At 64.9% G+C, this 22,838-nt stretch carries 22 protein-coding genes; 15 read left to right on the top strand and 7 right to left on the bottom strand.

Annotated elements, in window-relative coordinates:
- Nucleotides 1-98: 98 nt before the first annotated feature.
- Nucleotides 99-1,094 (bottom strand): substrate-binding domain-containing protein, encoded by a 996-nt coding sequence (locus tag J7359_RS07260; RefSeq protein ID WP_348524347.1) that lies wholly within the window; start codon nucleotides 1,092-1,094, stop codon nucleotides 99-101.
- Between the two features lie 175 nt (nucleotides 1,095-1,269).
- Between J7359_RS07260 and J7359_RS07255 the strand changes: the two genes are divergently transcribed.
- From J7359_RS07255 to J7359_RS07230, 6 genes are all read left to right on the top strand, one after another.
- A complete protein-coding gene (locus tag J7359_RS07255) occupies nucleotides 1,270-2,613 on the top strand; it encodes a uracil-xanthine permease family protein (RefSeq protein WP_209055954.1) in 1,344 nt (447 codons plus the stop codon).
- Nucleotides 2,613-4,010, top strand: a complete 1,398-nt coding sequence (locus J7359_RS07250; RefSeq protein ID WP_209055953.1) for an amidohydrolase family protein — start codon at nucleotides 2,613-2,615, stop codon at nucleotides 4,008-4,010. Before J7359_RS07255 ends, J7359_RS07250 begins: the two co-directional genes overlap by 1 nt.
- Nucleotides 4,007-4,711 (top strand): sulfite exporter TauE/SafE family protein, encoded by a 705-nt coding sequence (locus tag J7359_RS07245; RefSeq protein WP_209055952.1) that lies wholly within the window; start codon nucleotides 4,007-4,009, stop codon nucleotides 4,709-4,711. Before J7359_RS07250 ends, J7359_RS07245 begins: the two co-directional genes overlap by 4 nt.
- A gap of 209 nt (nucleotides 4,712-4,920) precedes the next feature.
- The gene (locus tag J7359_RS07240) at nucleotides 4,921-5,574 is read left to right on the top strand and encodes a protein-L-isoaspartate O-methyltransferase (RefSeq protein WP_209055951.1); all 654 of its coding nucleotides are present in this window, start codon (nucleotides 4,921-4,923) and stop codon (nucleotides 5,572-5,574) included.
- A gap of 41 nt (nucleotides 5,575-5,615) precedes the next feature.
- Nucleotides 5,616-6,965: a TolC family outer membrane protein gene (locus J7359_RS07235; protein WP_209056056.1), complete on the top strand. Its 1,350-nt coding sequence runs from the start codon at nucleotides 5,616-5,618 to the stop codon at nucleotides 6,963-6,965.
- Between the two features lie 23 nt (nucleotides 6,966-6,988).
- Nucleotides 6,989-8,395 carry a hypothetical protein gene (locus tag J7359_RS07230; protein ID WP_209055950.1) on the top strand — a complete coding sequence of 469 codons (1,407 nt, stop codon included), beginning with the start codon at nucleotides 6,989-6,991 and terminating at the stop codon, nucleotides 8,393-8,395.
- Between the two features lie 164 nt (nucleotides 8,396-8,559).
- Here J7359_RS07230 and J7359_RS07225 read toward each other — a convergent pair whose 3' ends face one another.
- From J7359_RS07225 to surE, 3 genes are read right to left on the bottom strand one after another with little or no spacing between them, the layout of a single operon-like run.
- Nucleotides 8,560-9,717, bottom strand: a complete 1,158-nt coding sequence (locus J7359_RS07225) for a LysM peptidoglycan-binding domain-containing protein (RefSeq protein ID WP_209055949.1) — start codon at nucleotides 9,715-9,717, stop codon at nucleotides 8,560-8,562.
- Nucleotides 9,718-9,772: 55 nt separating this feature from the next.
- Complete coding sequence (locus J7359_RS07220) at nucleotides 9,773-10,444, bottom strand: protein-L-isoaspartate(D-aspartate) O-methyltransferase (RefSeq protein ID WP_209055948.1); 672 nt, start codon at nucleotides 10,442-10,444, stop codon at nucleotides 9,773-9,775.
- The gene (gene surE / locus J7359_RS07215) at nucleotides 10,441-11,256 is read right to left on the bottom strand and encodes a 5'/3'-nucleotidase SurE (RefSeq protein ID WP_209055947.1); all 816 of its coding nucleotides are present in this window, start codon (nucleotides 11,254-11,256) and stop codon (nucleotides 10,441-10,443) included. The genes J7359_RS07220 and surE overlap by 4 nt, the downstream gene beginning before the upstream one ends.
- Before the next feature lie 170 nt (nucleotides 11,257-11,426).
- Between surE and J7359_RS07210 the strand changes: the two genes are divergently transcribed.
- Together J7359_RS07210 and J7359_RS07205 are read left to right on the top strand one after the other, a co-directional pair.
- Nucleotides 11,427-12,341 carry a sulfite exporter TauE/SafE family protein gene (locus J7359_RS07210; protein WP_209055946.1) on the top strand — a complete coding sequence of 305 codons (915 nt, stop codon included), beginning with the start codon at nucleotides 11,427-11,429 and terminating at the stop codon, nucleotides 12,339-12,341.
- Nucleotides 12,341-13,237, top strand: a complete 897-nt coding sequence (locus J7359_RS07205; RefSeq protein WP_348524346.1) for a TIGR02186 family protein — start codon at nucleotides 12,341-12,343, stop codon at nucleotides 13,235-13,237. Before J7359_RS07210 ends, J7359_RS07205 begins: the two co-directional genes overlap by 1 nt.
- 166 nt (nucleotides 13,238-13,403) lie before the next feature.
- Here J7359_RS07205 and J7359_RS07200 read toward each other — a convergent pair whose 3' ends face one another.
- On the bottom strand, nucleotides 13,404-14,363 hold the full coding sequence (locus J7359_RS07200; RefSeq protein WP_209055945.1) for a CoA ester lyase: 960 nt from the start codon (nucleotides 14,361-14,363) through the stop codon (nucleotides 13,404-13,406).
- A 179-nt stretch (nucleotides 14,364-14,542) separates the two neighbouring features.
- On the opposite strand from J7359_RS07200, the gene J7359_RS07195 reads away from it, so the two are divergent.
- The 3 genes from J7359_RS07195 (at nucleotide 14,543) to J7359_RS07185 (ending at nucleotide 18,784) form a co-directional block, all read left to right on the top strand.
- Nucleotides 14,543-15,403 carry a D-amino-acid transaminase gene (locus J7359_RS07195; protein WP_209055944.1) on the top strand — a complete coding sequence of 287 codons (861 nt, stop codon included), beginning with the start codon at nucleotides 14,543-14,545 and terminating at the stop codon, nucleotides 15,401-15,403.
- 231 nt (nucleotides 15,404-15,634) lie between these two features.
- Complete coding sequence (gene uvrB / locus J7359_RS07190) at nucleotides 15,635-17,821, top strand: excinuclease ABC subunit UvrB (RefSeq protein WP_209055943.1); 2,187 nt, start codon at nucleotides 15,635-15,637, stop codon at nucleotides 17,819-17,821.
- A 129-nt stretch (nucleotides 17,822-17,950) separates the two neighbouring features.
- A complete protein-coding gene (locus J7359_RS07185; protein ID WP_209055942.1) occupies nucleotides 17,951-18,784 on the top strand; it encodes a 2OG-Fe(II) oxygenase in 834 nt (277 codons plus the stop codon).
- Nucleotides 18,785-18,795: 11 nt separating this feature from the next.
- Here the strand turns inward: J7359_RS07185 and J7359_RS07180 are convergent, their stop codons facing one another.
- Nucleotides 18,796-19,080, bottom strand: a complete 285-nt coding sequence (locus J7359_RS07180) for an I78 family peptidase inhibitor (RefSeq protein WP_209055941.1) — start codon at nucleotides 19,078-19,080, stop codon at nucleotides 18,796-18,798.
- 89 nt (nucleotides 19,081-19,169) lie between these two features.
- On the opposite strand from J7359_RS07180, the gene J7359_RS07175 reads away from it, so the two are divergent.
- Entirely contained in the window at nucleotides 19,170-19,460 is a 291-nt protein-coding gene (locus tag J7359_RS07175) for a hypothetical protein (protein WP_209055940.1), read from the top strand.
- A gap of 131 nt (nucleotides 19,461-19,591) precedes the next feature.
- Entirely contained in the window at nucleotides 19,592-19,903 is a 312-nt protein-coding gene (locus J7359_RS07170; RefSeq protein ID WP_209055939.1) for an ETC complex I subunit, read from the top strand.
- A 65-nt stretch (nucleotides 19,904-19,968) separates the two neighbouring features.
- On the opposite strand, the gene J7359_RS07165 is transcribed toward J7359_RS07170, so the two are convergent.
- Nucleotides 19,969-20,943, bottom strand: coding sequence for an alpha/beta hydrolase (locus J7359_RS07165; RefSeq protein WP_209055938.1), 975 nt, complete (start codon nucleotides 20,941-20,943; stop codon nucleotides 19,969-19,971).
- Between the two features lie 204 nt (nucleotides 20,944-21,147).
- On the opposite strand from J7359_RS07165, the gene J7359_RS07160 reads away from it, so the two are divergent.
- Nucleotides 21,148-21,828, top strand: a complete 681-nt coding sequence (locus J7359_RS07160) for a DUF1007 family protein (RefSeq protein ID WP_209055937.1) — start codon at nucleotides 21,148-21,150, stop codon at nucleotides 21,826-21,828.
- Complete coding sequence (locus J7359_RS07155) at nucleotides 21,825-22,805, top strand: hypothetical protein (protein WP_209055936.1); 981 nt, start codon at nucleotides 21,825-21,827, stop codon at nucleotides 22,803-22,805. The genes J7359_RS07160 and J7359_RS07155 overlap by 4 nt, the downstream gene beginning before the upstream one ends.
- Nucleotides 22,806-22,838: the final 33 nt, after the last annotated feature.

Raw genomic sequence — 22,838 nt, 5'->3', positions numbered from 1 at the left:
CGAAAGTCCGGCGGTTCTGATTTAGCGACTACAGGTCGGCGCGTTTCCCGTAAAGCATGCCGCGACCGATGTCGGGATCAGGATGCCGGCAGCCGCGCTCAGTCCGCACTGGACGGACGGATGATCAGTTCCGGCTCGGGCGCGACAAATGCGCTGTCGCGGTCTTCGATCCGGGCAAAGATGGTTTCGACCGCCAGTTCGGCGACACGATCCAGATGCAGGTTGACCGCGGTCAGCTGCGGTTGCGCAAGCTGCGCCCGCATCCCGTCATACCGCGTCGCCAGCCGCATGTCGGCAGGCACGTTCAGACCAAGTCGGCTCAGCGCGGTCAGCGTGCCGGTCGCCAGCGCATCGACCGTGACCAACAGCCCGTCCAAGCCGGGCGACTGGCGGATCAGCCGCGCAGCCTCGATCTCGGCAAGGGCCTCGCCGCCGCTTTCGTCAAGGCGCAGTGCGACAGGCGTCATATCGTGGGTCGCGGCGAAACCGGCATAGGCATCCTCGGTTTCCTCATAGGACGTGCGGCGCTGTGCGCCGGTGATCAGCCCGATCCGACGGCTGCCCGCCTGCCGCAGATGATCCAGCAGCATGCATGCCGTCCGCCGGGAATGCAGGTCGATCGCGGGAATGTCGGGTCGCCCGGGGACCTTGCCGATCGACACGACGGGCGTGTGACGGGATTCGAAATAGCCGATCAGCGCCTCATCCCGCGCGGGTTCGACGACGATCACCCCGTCGAAGCCCAGACCGTCCAGGTTTCCGCCGGGCGCCAGCGGCGGGATCAGGCAAAGGGCCATGTTCCGGCCAAGTGCGGTCATCGCCGCGGATGCGGCAATTTCCATCAGGAAGCCCAGGCGCGACGGGCCCGCAGCAACCGCGAACGGCATCGAGGACGCCAGCCCGATCGTGCCGGTCCGACCGCTGCGCAGGCGCTGCGCGGCCTGATTGGGCCGATAACCCATCTGCGCGGCAAGGGCGACGATCCTTTCGCGGGTCTCGGGATCGACCTTCCGGCGGCCGCTGAAGGCATGGGATATCGTCGTGGGTGACACCCCCGCCGCCTTCGCAAGATCGATGATCGTAGGTTTGCGCACGCCGCCCCCCAACTTTTCCGCCCCCACAGAACCCGCAGTTGCCCGGAAAAGCAACACTTGGGCAAACCGATCACAAAACGTTTTGCACGAATCGCGAACCATGCTAATGAATGTTTATGCAAAACGTTTTGCATCAATAAGAGTCAGTCTGGATCAGCAACAGGGAACACTTCGCATGTCCTTCACCGAAACCCCGCCCTATGACGGCGACCCCGTCGATCAGGTTCTGCCAATGCGCAGCCTGATCCTTTACGGCCTGCAGCATGTGCTGGTCATGGCCGCGTCACCGATCACCGCCGTCTTCCTGGTCGCCCAGACCCTGGGCTTCGACACGGCACTGACCGTCAGCGTCATCAGCGCCACTTTCCTGGTCTGCGGGCTGGGCTCGATCCTGCAAAGTTTCGGGCCGCGAGGCTTTGGCGCGCGCTTGCCGTTCATCATGGTTCCAGGCGGCGCCCCGATCGCGATCTTCCTTGCTATCGCGCTGCAGACCGACGTGCAGACCGCCGTCGGCGCGGTGCTGATGACTTCGGTCTTCTATTTCGTCGCCTTGCCGGTGTTCCGGCGCCTGTTGCGGTATTTCCCGCCCATCGTCGTCGGCACGATGCTGCTGCTGGTCTCGGTCAACCTTGTCCGCATCTATGGCAGCACGATCACCGGCAAGCCCGGCAGCGACAATTTCGCCGATCCGCTGAACGTGGGGCTGGCGCTGGCGACGATTGCACTGACGGTCCTCTTCGCCTGGGGCTTCACCGGCACGCTGCGCCGCATCTCGGTGATGCTGGGGCTGGTCGCGGGCACGGTGCTGGCGGCAATCTTTGGCCAGATCGACCTGTCCGGCGTCGCCGGTGGGCCGCTGATCGCCGTGCCGCAGTTGTTTCCGTTCGGCATGCCCAAGTTCGACATCATCGCCGCACTTCCGCTGATCGTGTTCTCGATCATCTCGATGGCCGAGGCGACAGGGCAGACCATCGCCACCGCCGAGATCGTCGGTCGGCGCGAGGATGCGCGCGGGATCGTGCCGCGCACCATTCGCGGCGACGCGGTCATGTCGCTGGTCGGCGGGTTGTTCGGCACCTCGCTTATCATCACCTCGGGCGAGAATGTGGGCATTGTCCGCGCCACCAATGTCAAATCGCGCTATGTCACCGCGATGGCGGGGGTGATCCTGGTCCTGATCGCATTGTTCGCGCCTGTGTCGCGGCTGGCTTCGGCCCTGCCCGGCCCGGTGATCGGCGGGACCGCCGTCATCGTCTTCGCGATCATCGGCGTGATCGGCATCGATCTGCTGCGCCGCACAGATCTGCGTGAACACGGCGCGATGTTCACGCTGGCCTCGGGATTGTCGATGGGGCTGATGCCGATCCTTGTGCCGGGCATCTACAGCCAGTTTCCGCAATGGTCGCAGATGATCATCGGCAACGGACTTGCCGCGGGAACCATCACCGCAGTGATCGTCAACGCCCTGTTCCAACATGTGCGCCCGGTGGCCGAAACCAGCCTGCAGGAGATCAACTGATGTGGGATCTTCCCGACAACCTGCTTGACCGCCCAGAGATGCTTCTGGCCCCCGGCCGGATGCTGCTGGAGGACGGTCCCGCCACCGGCATGGCGGCCCTGGTCCGCGATGGCCGCTTTGCCGAGATCGCCACGGTGGCGGAACTGACCGCCCGGCATCCCGGCCTGACGCCCATCGCACTGCCCGATCACCTGATGATGCCCGGCTTCATCGACAGCCACACGCATCTTACCCAGTCGCTTGGAAAGTCGCTGGTCTTCGGCGAGCCGTCAGAGATATTCCGTCGCATCTGGGTCCCGCTGGAGGGCAGCCTGGATCAGCGCATGGTCTATCTGTCCTCGAAGCTGGCGGCACTGGAATGTCTGCGCGGCGGTTTCACCTGCGCCGTTGATGCGGGCACCCGCTCGGCCGGGCAGCTTGATGCGCTGACGCAGGCCGCGCAGGAGACCGGCATGCGTTCGGTCATCGGACTGATCTGCAACGATCTGGGGGGTGCGGTCGACGTGCCGCCCCCCGACCGGATCGTCGCCCGCGCCGAAGCGCATCTTGAACGCTATTGCGACGACCCTCTGGTCCATCCTTCCCTGGCGATCTCGATTCCCGAGGTGGGAAGCGACCAGATGCTGGCGCGGATATCGGGCATGGCCGGCAAGGCCGGTGCGATCTTCCAGACCCATGTGAACGAACATCTGGTGGCGGTCGAACGCTCGCTTGTCGCCAATGGCCGCCGCCCGCTGGAGCATCTGGCACATATCGGCGCGCTGGGGCCGCATGTCCTGATCGCCCATTCGACGCTGGTGACGCCTTCCGAACTGAATATCCTGCGCGATACCGGCACGGCGGTCGCCTACAACCCCGTCGCCTCGGTCTGGAAGGGCAATGCCATCGCACCGGCCCTGCAGATGGCCGCGCTGGGGATCCGGTTCGGGCTGGGCACAGACGGCACCCGCGCGGACGGGTTCCGCCTGATGGACGCCGCCGAAACCTTGCAGCGCGCGGGCTATGGCCTTGCCTCGGGCGACAGTTCCTGCGGCGGCGGCTGGCTGTGGCTGGATGCCGCGACCCGCATGGCCGCCGACGCCAGCGGGCTTGGCGCCGTGACGGGCCGCATCGCACCGGGCCTGGCCGCCGATTTCCTGCTGGTCGATCTGGATCGGCCGGAATTCACCCCGTCGCACGATCTGACATGGGAACTGGTGCGCTATGGAAATCGCGACCAGATCGACGCGGTGTTCACGCAGGGAAGGTTGCGCCTGTGGCAGGGCTGGCCGGTCGACTGGGACGCCCGTGCCCTGCTGGCCGAGATCCGGGAAACCGCCGCGCACGCGATCGCCGGCGCGCCGATCACCCGCATCCATCCCACCGCCGACAAGCACCGAGTCGAGGCCCTTGCGTGACCCTGTTCCTGATCCTTTCGGCGACGGTCTTCGTCGCCGCGTTCGTCCAGGGTGCCATCGGCATCGGCTTCGCCCTGATCGTCGCGCCGGTCTTCGGCATCCTTGCGCCCGAATATCTGCCGGTGACGCTGCTGATCCTGATGCTGCCGCTGAATTTCCACGTCGCCTGGCGCGAACGCGGCGATATCGACCGGCCCGGCGCCGGCTGGATCACGCTGGGGCGGTTCTTCGGAACCTTCGCCGGGCTGTGGATGCTGGCCGCCCTCAGCGGAAGCCAACTGGGACTGGCGGTCGGCTGGTTCACCGTGATCGCCGCAGCCGTCGCATTGCTGGCACCCCGTTTCGACCCGAACCGACCTGCAGCGTTGGGGGTGGGGCTGTTCACCGGCGTCACCGAGACCGCGACGGGGATCGGCGGCCCGCCGCTGGCGCTGCTGTATCAGCATGCCGCAGGCCCCGTCCTGCGCTCCACCGTGGCGACCTGTTTTTTCGTGGGCGAGGTGATCTCGCTGGTCGTGCTTGCCGTGATGGGAATGCTGCAACTGTCGCAGGCCAGCGCCGCCCTGATGCTGATGCCCGCGGTTCTGGCCGGCAGTGCGCTGTCGCGGCTGACGCATGCCCATATCAGCGGCAAGGCGCTGCGGTACGGGGTGCTGATCTTCGCGGTGGTCAGCGGCTGTTTCCTGATCCTGAAATCCTGATCACATGATTGTGGCAGCCTCGGCGCCGGCCCGCCCTGCCGCCGCGCGTCCCGCCTTGGCGCAGTGCCTGACCGGTCATGTCGGACGAAAGCGGGTGCGATGAGGCACCGGCCCGACCCCACAGCCCTTGCCAAGGCCATCAGTGGCGTTGCCCACCCCCGGAAATCGTGGCAATAAGCTGGTCAAAACAGGTCGCAGAGGTTTCCGACATGACCGATTTCGCGCAGCGGCGCACCGTGATGGTGGACACGCAGGTCCGTCCCAGTGACGTGACCAAATTCCCCGTGATCCAGGCCATGCTGACCATTCCGCGAGAGGAGTTCGTTCCTCCGGCCAAGCGTGCGGTCGCCTATTCCGGCGAGAATCTGGACATCGGTCATGGCCGGGTTCTGCTGGAACCGCGCACCTTGGCCAAGATGGTGGATGCCCTGGACATCCAGCCACAGGATCTGGTTCTGGATCTGGCCTGTGGCTATGGATATTCGTCAGCCGTCATCTCGCGCATGGCGGAAGCCGTCGTCGCGATCGAGGATCACGAGGAAATGGCGGCCGAAGCCGAACGTCGTCTGGCCGAGGCCGGCGTGTTCAACGTCGCCGTGCTGAACGCGCCGCTGGCCGAGGGTGCGCCGAAGCAGGGACCTTATGACGCGATCCTGATCGGCGGCGCCGTCGAAGAGGTGCCGGGCGCGATCATCGATCAGTTGAAGGAAGGTGGTCGTATTGCCGCCCTGTTTTCGGAAGGAAGGCTGGGCGTGGTGCGGATCGGGCACCGCCTGAATGGCCGGGTGAACTGGCGCTATGCATTCAATGCGCATGCGCCGGTGCTGGCCGGATTTGCAAAGGAACGGGGGTTCAGCCTGTGAGATTCCGGACATCGCTTCGCAGGCTGGCGGCAGGCGCCGCGATGACGCTGTCGGTGGCATTGCCGGCCAGCGCCGAGACGCTGGCCGACACCATGGTCGCCGCCTATCGCCATTCGGCCCTGATCGAACAGAACCGCGCCGTGCTGCGTGCCGCCGACGAGGATGTGGCAAGCGCAGTCGCGCAGTTGCGTCCGGTGGTTCAGTGGGTGCTGGATCATTCGATCCAGCACAACGAAAGCAGCCCTACCACGCGGTCAACCTCGCTGTCCCTGGGCGCCGAGCTGACGCTGTATGATTGGGGTCGGTCACAACTGGCCATCGATTCCGCCAAGGAACAGGTTCTGGCAACGCGCCAGGCGCTGCTGGGTGTCGAACAGGACATTCTGCTGGCCGCGGCTCTGGCCTATTTCGATGTCTGGGAAGCCAAGGAACAGGTGGCCCTGCAACAGAACTCGGTCGAGGTTCTGACCCGTGAACGCCAGGCCGCGCAGGATCGTTTCGATGTCGGCGAAATCACCGTGACAGATGTCGCGCTGGCCGATGCGCAACTGGCCGCCACTCAGGCGGCACTTGCAGCCGCGCAAGGGCAATTGGAGGTGGCGCGCGAAGCCTATGTCGCCGCGACCGGACGACGTCCGCAAAACATCAATCAGCCGTCCTCGTTGCCCGCACTGCCGGGTTCGATCGACGCGGCGCGCGGGATCGCACAGAAAACCCACCCCGCCATTCTTCAGGCACAGCGTCAAGCCGCCGCGGCCGAGCTTGGTGTGGCTGCGGCCGCCGCCGAACGCCGCCCGTCGCTGTCCGCGAATGGCAGGGTCGGCCTGACCCGCGGCCCCGACCAGCTGAACAACTATGACAACCGACTGGGCGCATCGGTCGGGCTGGAACTTAGCCAGACCCTGTATTCCGGCGGCAGACTGCCTTCGGCGCAGCGCAAGTCGATGGCGGCGCGCGATCAGGCCAGGGCGGCACTGCTGAACACCTCGCGGCAGGTCAGCCAGCAAGTGGGCGAATTCTGGGCGAATATCGGCGTCGCGCGTGCGCAGATCGGTGCAATCGATCAGCAGATTTCAGCCGCCCAGCAAGCCTATGACGGCGTCCGCGAAGAGGCGCTTTTGGGCGCGCGCACCACGCTGGACGTTCTGGATGCCGAACAGTCCCTGCTTGAGGCACGGGCCGACAAGATCACGGCAGAGGTCAATCTCCAGTTAGCACATTATCAACTTTTGGCTGCTATGGGTCGTCTTACGGTAGAACACCTGAACCTGGGGATTCCGACCTATGACCCATCCCAATACTACAACGCGGTGCGCAACGCGCCCAACACCACAAGCAAGCAGGGCGAAAGCCTGGATCGCGTTCTGCGCGCCATCGGCAAAGGAAACTGATCGGCGCGTGAAAGGCGGGCGTCATGTCTGATGCCCGCCTTCCGCAGGACGCGGCCCGCCTGTCCGAAGATATCGGAGACGTGCTGTCAGCAATCCGCCGACTGATCGCCGAGGACGAAGCCTTGTCACTGGCCCGCGATCGGATCGGCGCTGGCCGCGCCGACGCAAGGCAAGCGATCGACGAGGATGCGGCAGAATTTCTTGCCCGCCGACATGGTGGAAACGCAGCGCTTGCCCGCCGGATGGCCACGGGATCGGAACCCCAGAACGGCTATGATCGTCCGGTGGATCTGGCCAAAGCCATCTCGCCGGGCGACGATATGGCCGTCAACCAGCCGACCGAACATGGTGACCTTGCCTGGCCTCTTGGCGATGCCGCAAACGCGCCCGGCGCCGCGCGCCCTCGCCCGGTCGTTCCCGAAACACCGATCCTCGACACCCCGCAGCCACCGCAGCGCATCAGGAGGCATCTGTCCGCCGATACTCCGATGCCGGACCCCGGACGCGGCGATCGTCCCGAGGCGCGCAACGATCTGGTGCGCGCGCTGTCACGCGCGCAACGCCACCATGACGACGCAGAAAATCCGGGATCTGCCTCGCCCCCGCGGCTGAACGTCGTGCCGCGTCGCGCAACAGAGACCGCGCCTGCAACGTCGCCACTGCGGCTGGACAATACCCGGCGTGTCACGGATGAGACGATGTCCCCGGCGCGCGAAGCGAGCTTGGGGTGGCGCGGCTGGCTGCGCGCACGACCGCAGACTGAGACTGCGGAACAGGCTGACGATCAGCAGGACCCAGCCCCGACAGACGCACAGGATGAGGACGCATTCGCCGAGGCATTCGACTGGAAAAGCCGGATGCGTCCGGACCTGCCCGATGCCGCCCATTTCGCAAGTTCTCTCGGCGACGCCGAGGCCGCGACTTCGGATGCGGGCGTCGTTGGAAGCGTCATCCACCGTCAACGCGTGTCGGGTTGGGTGTCGCCACCCGATGGTCGTGATGCCGGCAAGGTCCAAGACGTCGCCCGCCCCGCTGTCGGGACCGGCGAGGCGGCATTTTCGGACGTCCTGGATGCGATGGCGCGCGGCGACGCTGACGGGTCGGCGTGCGACGACGACATCGCGCCGCATGCCCACGCCCCCGAAAAGATCGCAGCGGTCATGCCCGATGCGTCACAGGGTGAGCAAGGCGAGGATACCGGACAGGAACCTGCCGACGCTTCCTCGCCCGCAGCTTTCGGCACATCGCGCTATGACACGGTGACCGGCCTTTCGCCTGAAGACGAGGAACAAAGCATCCGCGACCTTCTACGCGACATGATCCAGGAAGAACTGCATGGCGAACTGGGCCAGCGTTTCGCACGCAATCTGCGGGCCGTGATCCGGCGCGAAGTCGCTGCGGCAATCGACGACCAGATCGATCGTTTCTGATTTCCACAGGCGTAAGCCGGATCGAGCGCGTGCGACGCAGCCCGGTCCGGGAAAGCCATCATCCCGCCTGGCGGGATGGACAACACCCAGATCACGCCGGCCAGAAAACTTCTGGCCGGCGTCTTCGCCTCATGAAAAAGAACGGGCAGGCGCCGACCCGGCGATCAGCCCAGATAGTCTTCGGGATCGACGCTTTCAAAGCCCCGACGGACTTCGAAATGGACAAAGCCGCCGTCACCCGCGGTCCCCAGTGACTGTCCCGACGACAACTGATCGCCCTTCGCGACATTCAGCGACGCCAAGCCGGTATAGACCGTCATCAGCCCATCGCCATGACGCACGACCACGATCGGCACCCCGGCAGTATCGCGGGTGATCGCAGCGACCGTACCGCTGCCGGCGGCCTTGACCGAGGTTCCGGCAGGCGCGGCGATGTCGATGCCGTCATTCTTGCCCTTTTCATAGACCCGGATGATCGCGCCTGACACCGGCATCGCGAAACGTCCGCCGCCCGACGCCGCAGTGCGGTCCGCGCCCATGTTCGTGGCAGGCGCATCGGGGGCCGGTGCGGCAGCGGGGCTGGTATCCTCTTTGGGCAGCGCCTCGGCGGAGGATGGCGGCTTGGGGGTTGGACTGCCACTGCCAGGCGCGGTCGTTACCCGCGCCGGATCAGGCGGTGTCTGACCAGCGACGGGGATCATCAAACGCTGACCGACGCGCACGTTCATTGATGAAGGCAGGCCATTCCAGCTGGCCAGATCCTGAACGCTGACACCGTATTTGCGCGAGATCGACCATGCAGTTTCCCCGGCCGAAACGACGTGCTGCCCCGGTTGCGCGGTTGTGGCCGCGGGTTTGGTGCCACCACCGGATTGGGCGTTGCTGCGACCAGGAACGTCACGCTGGCGAACCCCCTGCCCGGCGAAAGGATCGGTCACAAGGCCGGTGGTGCTGGTGCCGCTGGCGGGCGCCCCGGCGGCCACGCGGCGCGGCAGCACCAGCGTCGCGCCTTCCGCCAACGCGGCATCGATGGGCAAGGCGTTATGACGCGCCAGTTCATCCGCCGTCAGACCAAGCCGCGATGCGATGCTGGCCGGGGTATCGCCGTTGCGTGCGATGACAACCTGATAGTCCGGAAAGGAAATCACGCCCCGGCTGTCCGGCTGGGGCCTTGGCGCTGCCCGTGCCGCCGCATCCGCAGTATTCAGGGCACCGGGCATCCAGCGCCGCAGATCGGGATCGAAGCCGCCATTCGGCCCGCAAGAGGCCAGCAGCGCAAGCACGGCGCAAGCGCCGGCCGCAAACAATGGTGTTCTGCTCATCCTGTATGTCCTCAAACTGCCTCTTGGCGGCGATGCGCGCCCTTGCCGGCGGGGATCATGTCTGGCCCAACCCCTCGACCAGCGGAACGAAGCGCACCTGCCGCAACTCGTCATATTCGAACCCGGCATCCGTGCGGGTCACCCGGATCAGCGTCTGAACCGCATCCGACTGCCCGACCGGCACGACCATGATACCGCCGATCTTCAGTTGTGCCAACAGCGGGCCGGGCGGGTCTTCAGCCGCCGCGGTGACCAGAATCCGATCGAACGGAGCCTGATCCGGCAGCCCGCGCGATCCGTCGGCGATCTGCGCGGTGATATTGGGCAGGTCAAGCTGCCGGAAGATCGCCTCGGCCTCTTGGACAAGCCGACGATGCCGGTCCACGGTATAGACGCGCCGGCACAGTCTGGACAGCACCGCAGCCTGATAGCCCGAGCCCGTGCCGATTTCCAGCACGGTATCGCGCAACCCCGGGGACAGTGCCTGTGTCATCAGCCCGACGACCGATGGCTGGCTGATGGTCTGGCCGCACGGGATCGGCAGCGGCGTGTCCTCATAGGCCCGATCCGCGAACTGTCCGCGAACGAACAGGCCGCGGTCGATCCGTTCCATCGCCTCAAGCACGCGGGGGTCGGTGACCCCGCGCGAGCGCAGCTGGAACAGGAAACGCATCTTGCGTTCCGCGGTGCTGCCTTCGCCTTCGTCTTCGTCTTCAGGATCGCTCATGACGCTTCGCTGGCCTCCGTTTCGCGGTCCAGCGCCGTGGCGAGCCGGTCAAGCGACGCGTGGCAGGTCAGATCCGCCCGCATGGGCGTCACCGACACGAAACCAGCCATGTTCTGCGCGACATCGCTGCCTGCGCGAGCCGGTGCCTGTTGCGAGCTGCCCGATACCCACATGAACCGGCGGCCATTCGGCGCGGTATAGGGCACTACGCTGAACCCGGTGCCCTGGCGACGACCCTGCGGCGCAACCCGCGTTCCGCGCACCTTCACCGCCGGAACCGGCGGAAAATTCACATTGTAAAACAGCCGGAAATCCTGGTCCGAACGCCAGTCGGCGTGATCCAGCAACTGCCGCACCAGGCGCGCCGCGTGACGCCGGGCGGCCTCGAACGGATCGGCAAGATCGGCCGTTTCCGGCCCCAGATACTGCGACAGGGCAATCGCCGGCAGGCCCTGCAGGGCGGCCTCCATCGCGCCGCCGATCGTGCCGGAATACATCACGTTCTCGCCGGCATTGTTGCCGCGATTGACGCCGGACAGCACAAGATCAGGGGGGGTGGCCGACATGATATCGGAAATCGCGGCCAATACACAGTCGGCGGGGCTGCCCTCGGCCGCATAGCGACGTTCGGAAAGCCGGGCGACCATGGTGGGATGAGAATAGCTGATGCAATGCGCCACGCCCGACTGTTCGAATGCCGGTGCGACCGTCCAGACCTCGCCATGCGGCCCGGCCAGATCGGATGCGATCTCGGTCAGAACCTCAAGGCCCGGCGCGTTGATGCCGTCGTCGTTGGTGATAAGTATGCGCATTGCGGCCCCGCGCCAATTGAATATGCGCCGGGATCCGGCATCCGGCGTCACTTCGTATTGCTTACCGGCGCGCGGGGCGCGCATCAACCCGCTGATCGGTGGGCAGAAAGCGGTTTGACGCGCCGCGCCGGGCGTTGCATTCTCTGCCCACCGCAATTGGCGCGCGCAACATGCAGATTTTTCTTCCCATCGCCGAAGTCTCGGTCAATGCCTTTACCTTGATCGGGCTTGGCGGGCTGGTCGGACTGATGAGCGGCCTGTTCGGCGTCGGCGGCGGCTTTCTGATCACGCCGCTTCTGTTCTTCATCGGCATTCCGCCCCCGATCGCGGTGGCCACCGGCGCCAACCAGGTCGTGGCTTCATCGGTCAGTGGCGTGCTGGCCCATGTCAAGCGCAGGACCGTTGATTTTCGAATGGGCGGCGTGCTGTTGGCCGGCGGTCTGGTCGGGTCATGGATGGGCGTCTGGGTCTTCACCATCCTGCAGAATCTGGGCCAGGTCGATCTGGTGGTTCAGCTTTGCTATGTCATATTCCTTGGCCTGATCGGTGGGATGATGCTGCAGGAAAGCATCCGCAGCATGCGGCGGTCGCGCAATCCGACCTATCGCAAGCGACTTCACCAGCATAACTGGGTCCATCGCTGGCCGTTCAAGATGAAGTTCCGCACCTCTGGACTGTATATCAGCGCGATTCCCGTGCTGCTGGTCGGCGTGGCGGTCGGTGTTCTGGCCGCGATCATGGGTGTCGGCGGCGGCTTCATCATGGTTCCGGCAATGATCTACCTGCTGGGAATGCCGACCAAGGTCGTGGTCGGAACCTCGCTGTTCCAGATCATCTTCGTCACCGCCTTCACGACGCTGATGCATGCCATCAGCTACAATACCGTGGATATCATGCTTGCGGTGCTGCTGATCGTCGGCGGCGTCATCGGCGCGCAGATCGGCACCACGCTTGGCGCGCGACTGCGGGCCGAACAGCTGCGCATCCTGCTGGCACTGCTGGTGCTGATCGTCTGCGGCAAGCTGGCGCTGGACCTGTTCCTGCGCCCGGATGAGTTGTTCTCGATCACGACGGGGGCGCACTGATGCGTGCGTTTCTGGGTCTTGCGGCGGGGATCTGGCTGGCGGCCGGGGCCGTGTGGGGACAGGATGCCCCGCCACGTCAGGCGCCGGGGTCGACGGTTCCGCTGTCGCCACCGCAGCAGGGCTATCCGCTCTATCCCGACCCCGGAATGCCCCGCGCCGGATTGCCGGTGCAGCAGGACGCCCCGACCGAACAGGTGGTCGCGGGACTGTCACGCAATTCCGTTGCGATCACGGCCAGCTTCGATGGATCCGAAATCCTGATCTACGGTGCCATCAAGCGAGAGACGCCCATCCCCCCGGGTCCGCCGCTGGAGGTCGTCGTAACGCTCGAGGCTCCGACGCAGGCGCTGACGGTTTGGCAAAAGGAACGCAAGCTGGGGATCTGGCTGAACGCCGAAAGCGTCGAGGTGGGGGCAGCGCCCGGCTTCTATGCCGTCGCCACCAGCGGTCCGCTGGACCAGATCCTGAGCCCCGAATGGGACAGCCGCTATCGCATATCGCTGCCGCTTGCGCTGCGGGCGTTCGGCGGCGGCCTGAATGTCGAAGACGCGGTGCCCTATACCGAGGCGCTGATCCGCATCCGCGAGGCGAACGGGCTGTATCGGCTGGACGAAGGCAGCGTGAAGCTGGTCGATCAGACGCTGTTCCGCGCCGACATACGCCTGCCCGCCAATCTGATCGAAGGCGACTACAAGACACGCATCTTCCTGCTGCGCGACGGAGAGGTGGTTGATGTCTACCGGGCGCCTATCGAAGTGCGGAAGGTCGGGCTTGAACGCTGGCTCTACCGTCTCGCCTTCGATCAGCCGCTGGTTTACGGGCTGATGTCGCTGGCGGTGGCGGTGGCGGCGGGCTGGGGCGCATCGGCTGCGTTCCGGCGGCTGAGGCGGGCCTGAACTTCGCCTGTGCCGCGGCTGCCGGGTGACGGCGATCAGGGCCTAGCGCCGCAAGCCGTGTCCTGATCGGCGATGACGCAACAGGCCCCGCGGTCACCCACGGGGCCTGCGCCCTCCCACATCGCGGGCCGTCCCCCTCCACTGGTCCGGCGCCGCTTGTGTGTCCTTACGATCCGGCGATCAGTTCGGCCTGACGCACGATCACCTCGGCCTGCTTGATCGAGGCTATATCGACCAGGCGGCCCTTGTACACCGTGGCCCCCGCACCGGTCTTCTTGGCCTCTTCCATGGCCGCCAGGATCTCGCGCGCCTCGGTCACCGCATCGTCCGAGGGCGAGAACACCTCGTTGGCCAACGCGATCTGGCTGGGATGGATCGCCCATTTGCCGACCATGCCAAGCGTGGCGGACCGGCGGGCCTGCGCGACGAAGCCGTCCTTGTCCGAGAAGTCGCCGAACGGGCCGTCCACCGGCAGCAGTCCATGCGTCCGGCACGCGGCGACAATGGCAGTCTGCGCCCAGTGCCATGGATCGGGCCAGTATTTCTGGCCCTCGCGGATCATGTAATAGTTTTCCTGGGTGCCGCCGATGCCCGTCGTGGCCATCCCCATCGAGGCCGCGAAATCCGCGGCGCCAAGGCTCATCGCCTGCATCCGGGGTGATCCGGCCGCAATCTCCTCAGCATGGCATATCCCGGCGGCGCTTTCGATGATGACCTCGAAGGCGATGGCCTTGCGGCGATTCCGGGCACGCTCGATCGCCGTGACCAGCGCGTCCACGGCATAGATGTCGGCGGCATTCCCGACCTTGGGGATCATGATCTGGTCCAGCCGGTCGCCCGCCTGTTCCAGCAGATCGACCACGTCGCGATACCAGAAAGGCGTGTCCAGCCCGTTGATCCGCACGGACAGGGTCTTGTCACCCCAGTCGATGTCGCCGATCGCCTGAATGGTCTGGCGCCGGGCGGTTTCCTTGTCGTCGGGCGCGACCGAATCCTCGAGATCGATGTTGATCACGTCGGCCGCGGATTTCGCCATCTTCTCGAACAGAGCCGTGCGCGACCCGGGACCGAACAACTGGCAGCGGTTCAGTCGGGCTGGCGGAAGGGGCTGAAGGCGAAAGCTCATTGCGGCTCCGTGTCATCAGGCGAAATTTAATTGCGGCACCATTAGCGCGCCGCGTGGCCGCTTTCAACCCCGTTGCGCACCGTCGCATACCGCCCGGGGCGAGCGAATGTCCGACTTGACCCGCGCGCGCTTTGGGCGCAGGACCGCAGCCGAGGACGCTGATACGGAGAGAGGATGCGATGACGCGGACAGTCTATGTGAACGGCGAGTATCTGCCCGAGGATCAGGCAAGCGTATCGATCTTCGATCGCGGCTTCCTGATGGCCGACGGCGTTTACGAGGTGGTCAGCGTCCTGAACGGCAAGCTGCTGGATTTCGACGGCCACATGGCGCGGCTGCAGCGCTCGCTCGCGGCGCTGGAGATCGTCAATCCGCTGGCCGAGAACGAATATCTGGACGCCCATCGCACGCTTTTGGACCGCAACGCGATCATCGACGGGCTTGTCTATCTGCAGGTGACGCGCGGCAATCCGGGTGATCGCGATTTCGCCTATCCGCCGGAAGACACCCCGCCGACAGTGGTCATGTTCACACAGGCGAAACCCGGACTGGCCGACGCGCCGGCGGCGAAGACCGGCTGGAAGATCGTCAGCGTCGAGGATCTGCGCTGGGGCCGTCGCGACATCAAGACGGTGCAGCTGCTTTATCCCTCGATGGCCAAGATGGAGGCCAAGTCGCGCGGCGCGGACGATGCCTGGCTGACCGAGGACGGATTCGTGACCGAGGGGACCTCGAACAATGCCTATATCGTCAAGGACGGGGTGATCGTCACGCGAGAACTGTCCCACGACATCCTGCACGGCATCACCCGCGCGGCGGTGCTGCGTTTCGCGGCCGAGGCGCAGATGAAGATCGAGGAACGCAGCTTCACCATCGCCGAGGCGCAAGAGGCCGACGAGGCATTCGTGACTTCGGCCTCGGCCTTCGTGATGCCGGTGGTCGAGATCGACGGAAAACCCGTCGGCACCGGAAAGATCGGCGCCATCGCGACGCGCCTGCGCGAGATCTATCTTGAGGAAAGCCGCAAGGCGGCGGTCTGACCAGACCTCGGGCGCCGCGGGAAACCCGCGGCGCTTTCTGCGTCCCGCGATGGCCGGGGGGCGAGCCCCCCGGACCCCCGCGCCGTCCATCGGCGACGATTGGCAACGCTGCCTGTTTGGGGCAAGGGCCCTGCCTCGCCGTATGAGAACTCGCAAAGGAAGGTCAGGTTGACTTTCGCGCACGAGACCACAACTTGGGTGTCTGTCGCACGAGACACATCGGGGGAATGGATGGGTCACAACAACACCAATGCGCCGGTCGCACGGTTTCCCGAAGTCTCTCGCCCCAAGCTGGAGGGCGGCAGGCGTTTCGTGATGCACAGCGAGTTTCGCCCGGCTGGCGACCAGCCGCGGGCGATCGAAGAACTGTCGCGCGGCGTGAACGGTGGTGAACGCGATCAGGTTCTGCTGGGGGCGACGGGTACCGGCAAGACCTACACCATGGCCAAGGTGATCGAGGAGACGCAGCGCCCGGCGATCATCCTTGCCCCGAACAAGACGCTGGCCGCCCAGCTTTATGGCGAATTCAAGGGCTTCTTCCCCGAAAATTCGGTCGAGTATTTCGTCAGCTATTACGACTACTACCAACCCGAAGCCTATGTCCCGCGCAGCGACACCTATATCGAGAAGGAAAGCCAGATCAACGAGGCGATAGACCGGATGCGCCACAGTGCGACGCGCGCATTGCTGGAACGCGATGACGTGATCATCGTGGCCTCGGTCAGTTGCATCTATGGCATCGGCTCGGTCGAGACCTATTCGGCAATGACGCAGGACATGATCGTCGGCGAAAGCTATGATCAGCGCGAATTCCTGGGTCAGTTGGTGGCGCAGCAATACAAGCGGCTGGACGCGGCCTTCCAGCGCGGCGGTTTCCGGGTGCGCGGCGATGTGGTCGAGGTCTGGCCCGCCCACCTTGAAGATCGCGCCTGGCGGTTCGATTTCTTCGGCAACGAGCTAGAAGCGATCACCGAATTCGATCCGCTGACCGGTGCGAAATCCGATAATTTCAAGCAGATCCGCATCTATGCCAACAGCCACTATGTGACCCCGCGTCCGACGATGCAGCAGGCCGTGAAGGGGATCAAGAAAGAACTGGCCGAACGGCTGAAGCAGTTGCAGGAAGAAGGCAAGCTGCTGGAAGCGCAGCGGCTGGAGCAGCGCACCAATTTCGATATCGAGATGCTGGAGGCCACCGGCGTCTGCAACGGGATCGAGAACTATTCCCGTTACCTGACCGGCCGCGCGCCAGGCGAGCCGCCGCCCACCCTTTTCGAGTTCATTCCCGACAACGCCATCGTCTTCGCAGACGAATCCCATGTCAGCGTGCCCCAGATCGGCGGCATGTACCGGGGCGACTTCCGGCGCAAGTTCACGCTGGCCGAGCATGGCTTCCGCCTGCCCAGTTGCATGGACAACCGCCCGCTGAAATTCGAGGAATGGGACGCGATGCGCCCGCAATCGGTCTTCGTCAGCGCCACCCCTGCGTCATGGGAAATGGACCAGACCGGCGGGGTCTTCACAGAACAGATCATCCGCCCCACAGGCCTGCTGGATCCCCAGATCGAAATCCGACCGGTCGAGATGCAGGTCGATGACCTGCTGGACGAGGTGCGCAGGGTCACCGCCAAGGGGTATCGCACCCTGTGCACGACCCTGACCAAGCGCATGGCCGAGGACCTGACCGAATATCTGCACGAGCAGGGAATCAAGGTTCGCTACATGCACAGCGATATCGACACGATCGAGCGGATCGAGATCCTGCGTGACCTGCGCCTGGGCGCCTTCGACGTGCTGATCGGCATCAACCTGCTGCGCGAGGGGCTGGACATTCCCGAATGCGGGCTGGTGGCGATCCTTGATGCGGACAAGGAAGGGTTCCTGCGGTCCGAGACCTCGTTGATCCAGACCATCGGCCGCGCCGCGCGAAACGTCGACGGGCGGGTCATCATGTATGCCGACCGCATCACCGGCAGCATGGAACGCGCCATGGCCGAAACCGAACGGCGGCGCCAGAAGCAGATGGCCTATAACGAGGAACACGGCATCACACCGCAGACCGTCCGCAAGAATGTCGAGGACGTTCTGGCCGGGCTGTGGCAAGGCGATACCGATCAGTCGCGCGTCACCACCAAGGTCGAAAAGCCCCTGGTCGGCGCCAATCTGCAAGCCCATCTTGACGCGATGCGGGCGCAGATGCGCAAGGCGGCGGAAAATCTTGAGTTCGAAGAGGCCGCGCGGCTGCGCGACGAGGTCAAGCGGCTGGAGGCCGTCGACCTGGCGATCTCCGACGATCCGCTGGCCCGTCAATCGGCCATCGAGGACGCGGTCGCCGCAAACAGCAGCGGGTCAGGAAGATCGACCGCAGGCCGCGCGGGCCAGCGCGGTGGCAACAAGCGATCAAAGCGCCGCCGCTGATCGGTGTGTCATGCGCGTTGGAATTTCGGCAATGTCAATCTGCCGAAATCGCCAGTCAAAAACCGCTTTGTTTTTGTCAGGGAATCGGTTTCTAATTGCAATATATGTGTTCAGCTTTAGGAGTTTGTCATGCCGGTTCTTGCGATGGATCCCGAAACGCTTCAACTCGATCCCGAAATCGCGAAGGCTGCCGGCAAGGCCGCGTCCGAGTCGTATCGCAACAAGTCGCCCTATCCCTATGGCAGTTTCGAAGACTTCCTGCCGCCGGAGGTGCTGGACAATGTCCGTGAAGAGCTGAAGGCCCTGCCCGAGGCGGAGACCAGCTTCGATCGCCCGCAGGAAAAGCTGAAAACCAGCTATGTGCCGGAACGCCTGCCGCCATACACGCGCAATCTGTTCTATATCCTGAATTCCCGCCCGTTCGTTCAGTTTCTGGAAAACCTGACCGGCATCAAGGGGCTTATTCCCGATCCCTATTTCGCGGGTGGCGGCATCCACGTCGTCGGAAACGGCGGCCATCTGGATATTCATGCGGATTTCAACCACAACGCCATTCTGAATCTTGAACGGCGACTGAATGTCCTGATCTATCTGAACAAGGACTGGAAAAAGGAATATGGCGGGTCGTTCGAAATCTGGAATGATGACATGACCGAAATGGTGGACAGTTTCGTGCCCCTGTTCAACCGCATGGTCTGCTTCAACACCGGGTCAACGACCTGGCACGGCAATCCGACGCCGGTCAACCACCCCGAGGGCGAGCCGCGCATGTCGATGGCGCTGTATTACTATACCGCGACATGGGACGGCACCAAGAAGGCGCACACGACCCTGTTCAAGCCGCGTCCAGGCACCGCCGATCAGGCCGACCGCGAGACACGCAGGAATGAGATGCTTCAGGACGTCCTGCCACCGGTCATGTATCGGCGGGTGATCGGCCCGTTGCGGCGCCTGGGCTTCTAGCCCGCACGGGACTAGCCGCAGCTGACGCGGGCGATCCAGCCCTTCGGGTCCACGAAGATGTTCAGACGATCGGGATTGACGCCATCGGTCAGGGTCGCGCCGGGTATGACGACTCGCTGCGGCAACTCTGACGGCAGCGTCACGGCACCGATATTGCGTCCTACCAGCGCCTGATGCAGCGCGGGCTCGCAGCGCGCGGCGCTGACGGTCAGGCCGGATTGCTGCTGGCATGCGGACAGGACGACGGGACTGCAGATCATCGCTGCAAGGCCCGTGCTGCGGAAAATGCGATACATGACGGCTCCTCTCTATCTTGTGTCAGAACCCGGGTGGACACTGGTACGTTCCCTTGCCTAGGCCAGAGCAGTTCAAGGAGTAAGCCCAAATGAAACGACCATGGATCCAGGCCGCGACGGTTTGCCTGCTGGCGTCAGGACCGACGCTCGCCTCGACCGATAAGGCGTGGGAAGAATTTCGGGCTTCCGTCGAAGAAGCGTGCAGCGACCTTGTCCAATCATCGGACGGCGCGTTGGTCAGTCTGGACATCGCACCGTTCGGTTCCGAATCCTACGGCGCCGCATTGCTGTCGATCAAGCCGTCCGGCGGTGAGGCAGAGCGCGTGATCTGCATCTACGACAAGAAGACCCGGGCCGCCGAGTTGACCGGCGGCTTCTAGGATTCCGGTTCAGGTCGGCGGCTTTCAAGCGGGCTGTGCCCTGACCCGCCACGTGACAGAAAGCGTTCGGGGCTTGATCCGGCGCCCCGCTTTGGCGATAAACCTGCGAAGCTAGTGCAAGAGGTTCACCCATGCGAGTCCGCATCTTCCAGCCCGCCCGTAACGCGATGCAGTCCGGAACGGCCCTCAGCAAGGGGTGGGTGCTGGAATTTCCGGCGGCTGACGCCCGCGAGATCGATCCTCTGATGGGCTGGACCAGCAGCGACGATACACAAAGCCAGGTTCGTCTGCGCTTTGACACGCGCAAGCAGGCCGAGGATTATGCGCGCGATCACGGTCTTGAATATGTCGTTCAGGAACCTCACAAGCGCGCGGTCAATGTTCGCCCCCGCGGATATGGCGAGAATTTCGCGACGGACCGCCGCGGACCCTGGACCCACTGAGTAGTGTGGATCGGGCTAAGATCAGTCGAGGCTAACGGAGTGTTTTCCGGGTTCGCCACACGCAGCTAGCGCCGCCCCGCGCGCTGCGCCGCCCGCTCGATGGCTGCCAGAACGGCATCGGGCGCGGCGTGATGCGGCATGTGGCCGATACCCGGCAGGATCGTTAGATGGGCGTTCGGCAACTGATCGTCCATCTTGCGCGAATGATACTGGATACCCACCGTGGTATCGCGCGCACCGTGGACGATCTCGATCGGCAGGGTCAATTCGGAATAAAGCGGTGCCATCCGTGCCAGATAGGGCTTCAGGTTGTCGACCTGCTGCGCGTTGGCCAGAAAGCTGTCCTGACGCAGGGTCAGGCCGGCCCCCACATATTCCATATATCCCTTGGGTACCGGATTAGGCGCGAAAATGCCGGCAATGGCGCTTTCGATCCGGGATTCCGGGACAAAGGCCGAAATCAGCGGCACCGCCGCGGACCGCCCCAACGCGCTGGTAATGAACGGATAGAACGGGCCCAGATCCGCCTCGTCGGGCCAGGGGTGGGTGGCACCCGCAAGCAGCACCACCGCTGCCGTGTCCTGCGGGTCGCGCAGTGCCCACGCCATCGCAACCGCCCCGCCATAGCTGTGCCCCAGCACGATGGGCCGCGTGACCCCAAGCTGATCGGCGGCCTTGCGCAACAACTCGGCCTGCGCGATGGGATTGTCGTTCTGCGCACCGATGTTGTCGGTCCAGCCCAGGCCAGGTCGGTCGAAGGCGATGACGCGGTAATCATCGCTCAGCCGTCCGACCAGATCAAAGGTGAAGTCGCGGGTGTTGCCGCTGGCGCCGTGGATCAGGACCAGATCGGGGCCAGAGCCTTCGACATGGGCGTGGACACGATGTCCGTCCACTTCGATCAGCCGTCCGGTCGGGGGATAGGCGGCCTCGGCAGCATCCTCGCGCGTGGCTGCCCGATCCTCGACGAACGCCGCGCAGCCCGCAAGGCTTGCCGCCACGATGGTCAGCACCAGCAGTCCCGGTCTAAGTCTTGGCATCGCGCGGCCTTCCCTGTTGCTTTCCTATCCGAACAGTCACGCAACGCGGTGGGTTCCGGGTGCAGGCCGCACGGCGCGCCTCGCGCGATTGTCATTCGGCATGACCACGCCTGCGGCCCCGACCAGCGCATCCGGGGGTTTGCGTTGACGCATGGCTGGGCTTATCTGGCCCCCAAGGTTCCTGAAAGGCCCTGCTTCGTGCTCGTGCAACCCCGCGCCCTGATCCTGTCGGCCCTGCTGGCCCTGCTGGCCCTGCCGCCCGTCCCAGCGGCGGCGCATCCGCATGTCTATATCGATTCCGAGCTGGAGCTGATCTACGACGCGACGGGGCGACTTAGCGCAGTCGCCGTGGAATGGAGCTATGACGAGCTGTATTCGCTGCTGATCGTTACCGATCTTGGCCTTGACCCCGATGGTGACGGCGTTCTGGACGACCACGAACGGACCCGGCTTCAGGGGTTCGACGCGGATTGGGAACCGGACTTCGACGGTCGGCTGTATCTGACAACAGATCAGGGTCCGGTGGAATTGCTGGGGCCGCGCAGCTTCGAAGCCGTTTATCGTGACGGCCGGATCGTGTCGCGGCATCTGCGGCCGCTGTCCTCGCCGCTACCAGCCGACGCGGCGCTGCAACTGCAAACCTACGATCCCGAATTCTATGTCGATTTCACGCTGCACGGTCCGCCCCGCTTCCTGGGTCGCGACGATTGCCGGGCGGCGCTGGACCAGGGTGACCCGGATGCGGCGCGTGCGGCCTATCGCGCCGCGCTGGATACCGCCCTGCTGGGGGCGACAGACGATTCCGAGGCGGAACTGGTGACGGTTGATATCGGCGGCGCGGGGGCGGGCGCGTTGAATGTCATCTGCGGCGCGGCGCCGGGATGAACGACACCGCACATCATCGTCGCAGCGCGACACGTATCCTGGCGATCGCCGGACTTGGGGTCGGGCTGCTTCTGCTGGTCCTGTGGTCCAGCGGTGCATTGGCGGGGATCGAGGCCTGGGCGGCCGACCGGCAGCGCGAGGCGCAGACCCTGATGGCCGGCGCGCTGCGTCAGTTGCGCGCCGGCCAGCCGGGTGCGACCGGGACGCTGCTGGCGATCTGCTTTGGCTATGGGTTCGTCCATGCCGTCGGTCCCGGACATGGCAAGATCCTGATTGGCGGCTATGGCTATGGCACGCAGGTTCCGATGGGACGGCTGGCGGTGCTGGCCCTGCTGTCCTCGTTGGCGCAGGCCGGGACGGCGGTGGCGCTGGTCTGGGGCGGCATCGCGCTGCTGGACCTGTCGCGCGAGGCGCTGACCGGGCTGACCGAGGATTCGATGGCCGACATCAGTGCCGTGATGATCGCGCTGGTCGGGCTGTGGCTTGCCTTGCGCGGCGCCCGCCTGATCCTGCGGACAGCACAAGGCGGCCAGCATCCCGCTCATCACACGCATCACCACGACCACATGCATGGTCATGAACACGGGCATGATCACCAGCATGCTGCGGATTGCGGCTGCGGCCATGCGCACGGCCCGACCGCCGAAGAGGTTCTGGCGACCCGTTCGCTGCGCGACGCGGTCATGCTGATCGCGGGCATCGCCGCGCGGCCCTGCACGGGGGCGCTGTTCCTGCTGATCCTGACCTGGCGGATGGATGTCTTCGCGATCGGGGTCGCGGGCGCGATGGCGATGGGGCTGGGCACCGCTTCGGTGACGCTGCTGGTCGCGGCGATGTCGGTGTGGGCCCGGCGCGGCAGCCTTGCGCTGCTGCCCGAAACGGGGCCACTGGCCGCGCTGGGGCGCTGGCTTCCCGGCGCGATGCAACTGGCTGCCGGTTGCCTGATCGCGGTCGCCGCCATCGCCCTTGTCCTCTGACCGCCGCTGCGCGACCGGCAAGCCCGATAAATT

Origin of the sequence: Paracoccus sp. R12_2 (assembly GCF_017744015.1) — a bacterium.
Classification (GTDB): Bacteria; Pseudomonadota; Alphaproteobacteria; order Rhodobacterales; family Rhodobacteraceae; genus Paracoccus.
The sequence above is the reverse complement of the archived record's forward strand: the minus strand, read 5'-3'. Positions and strand labels throughout refer to the sequence as shown.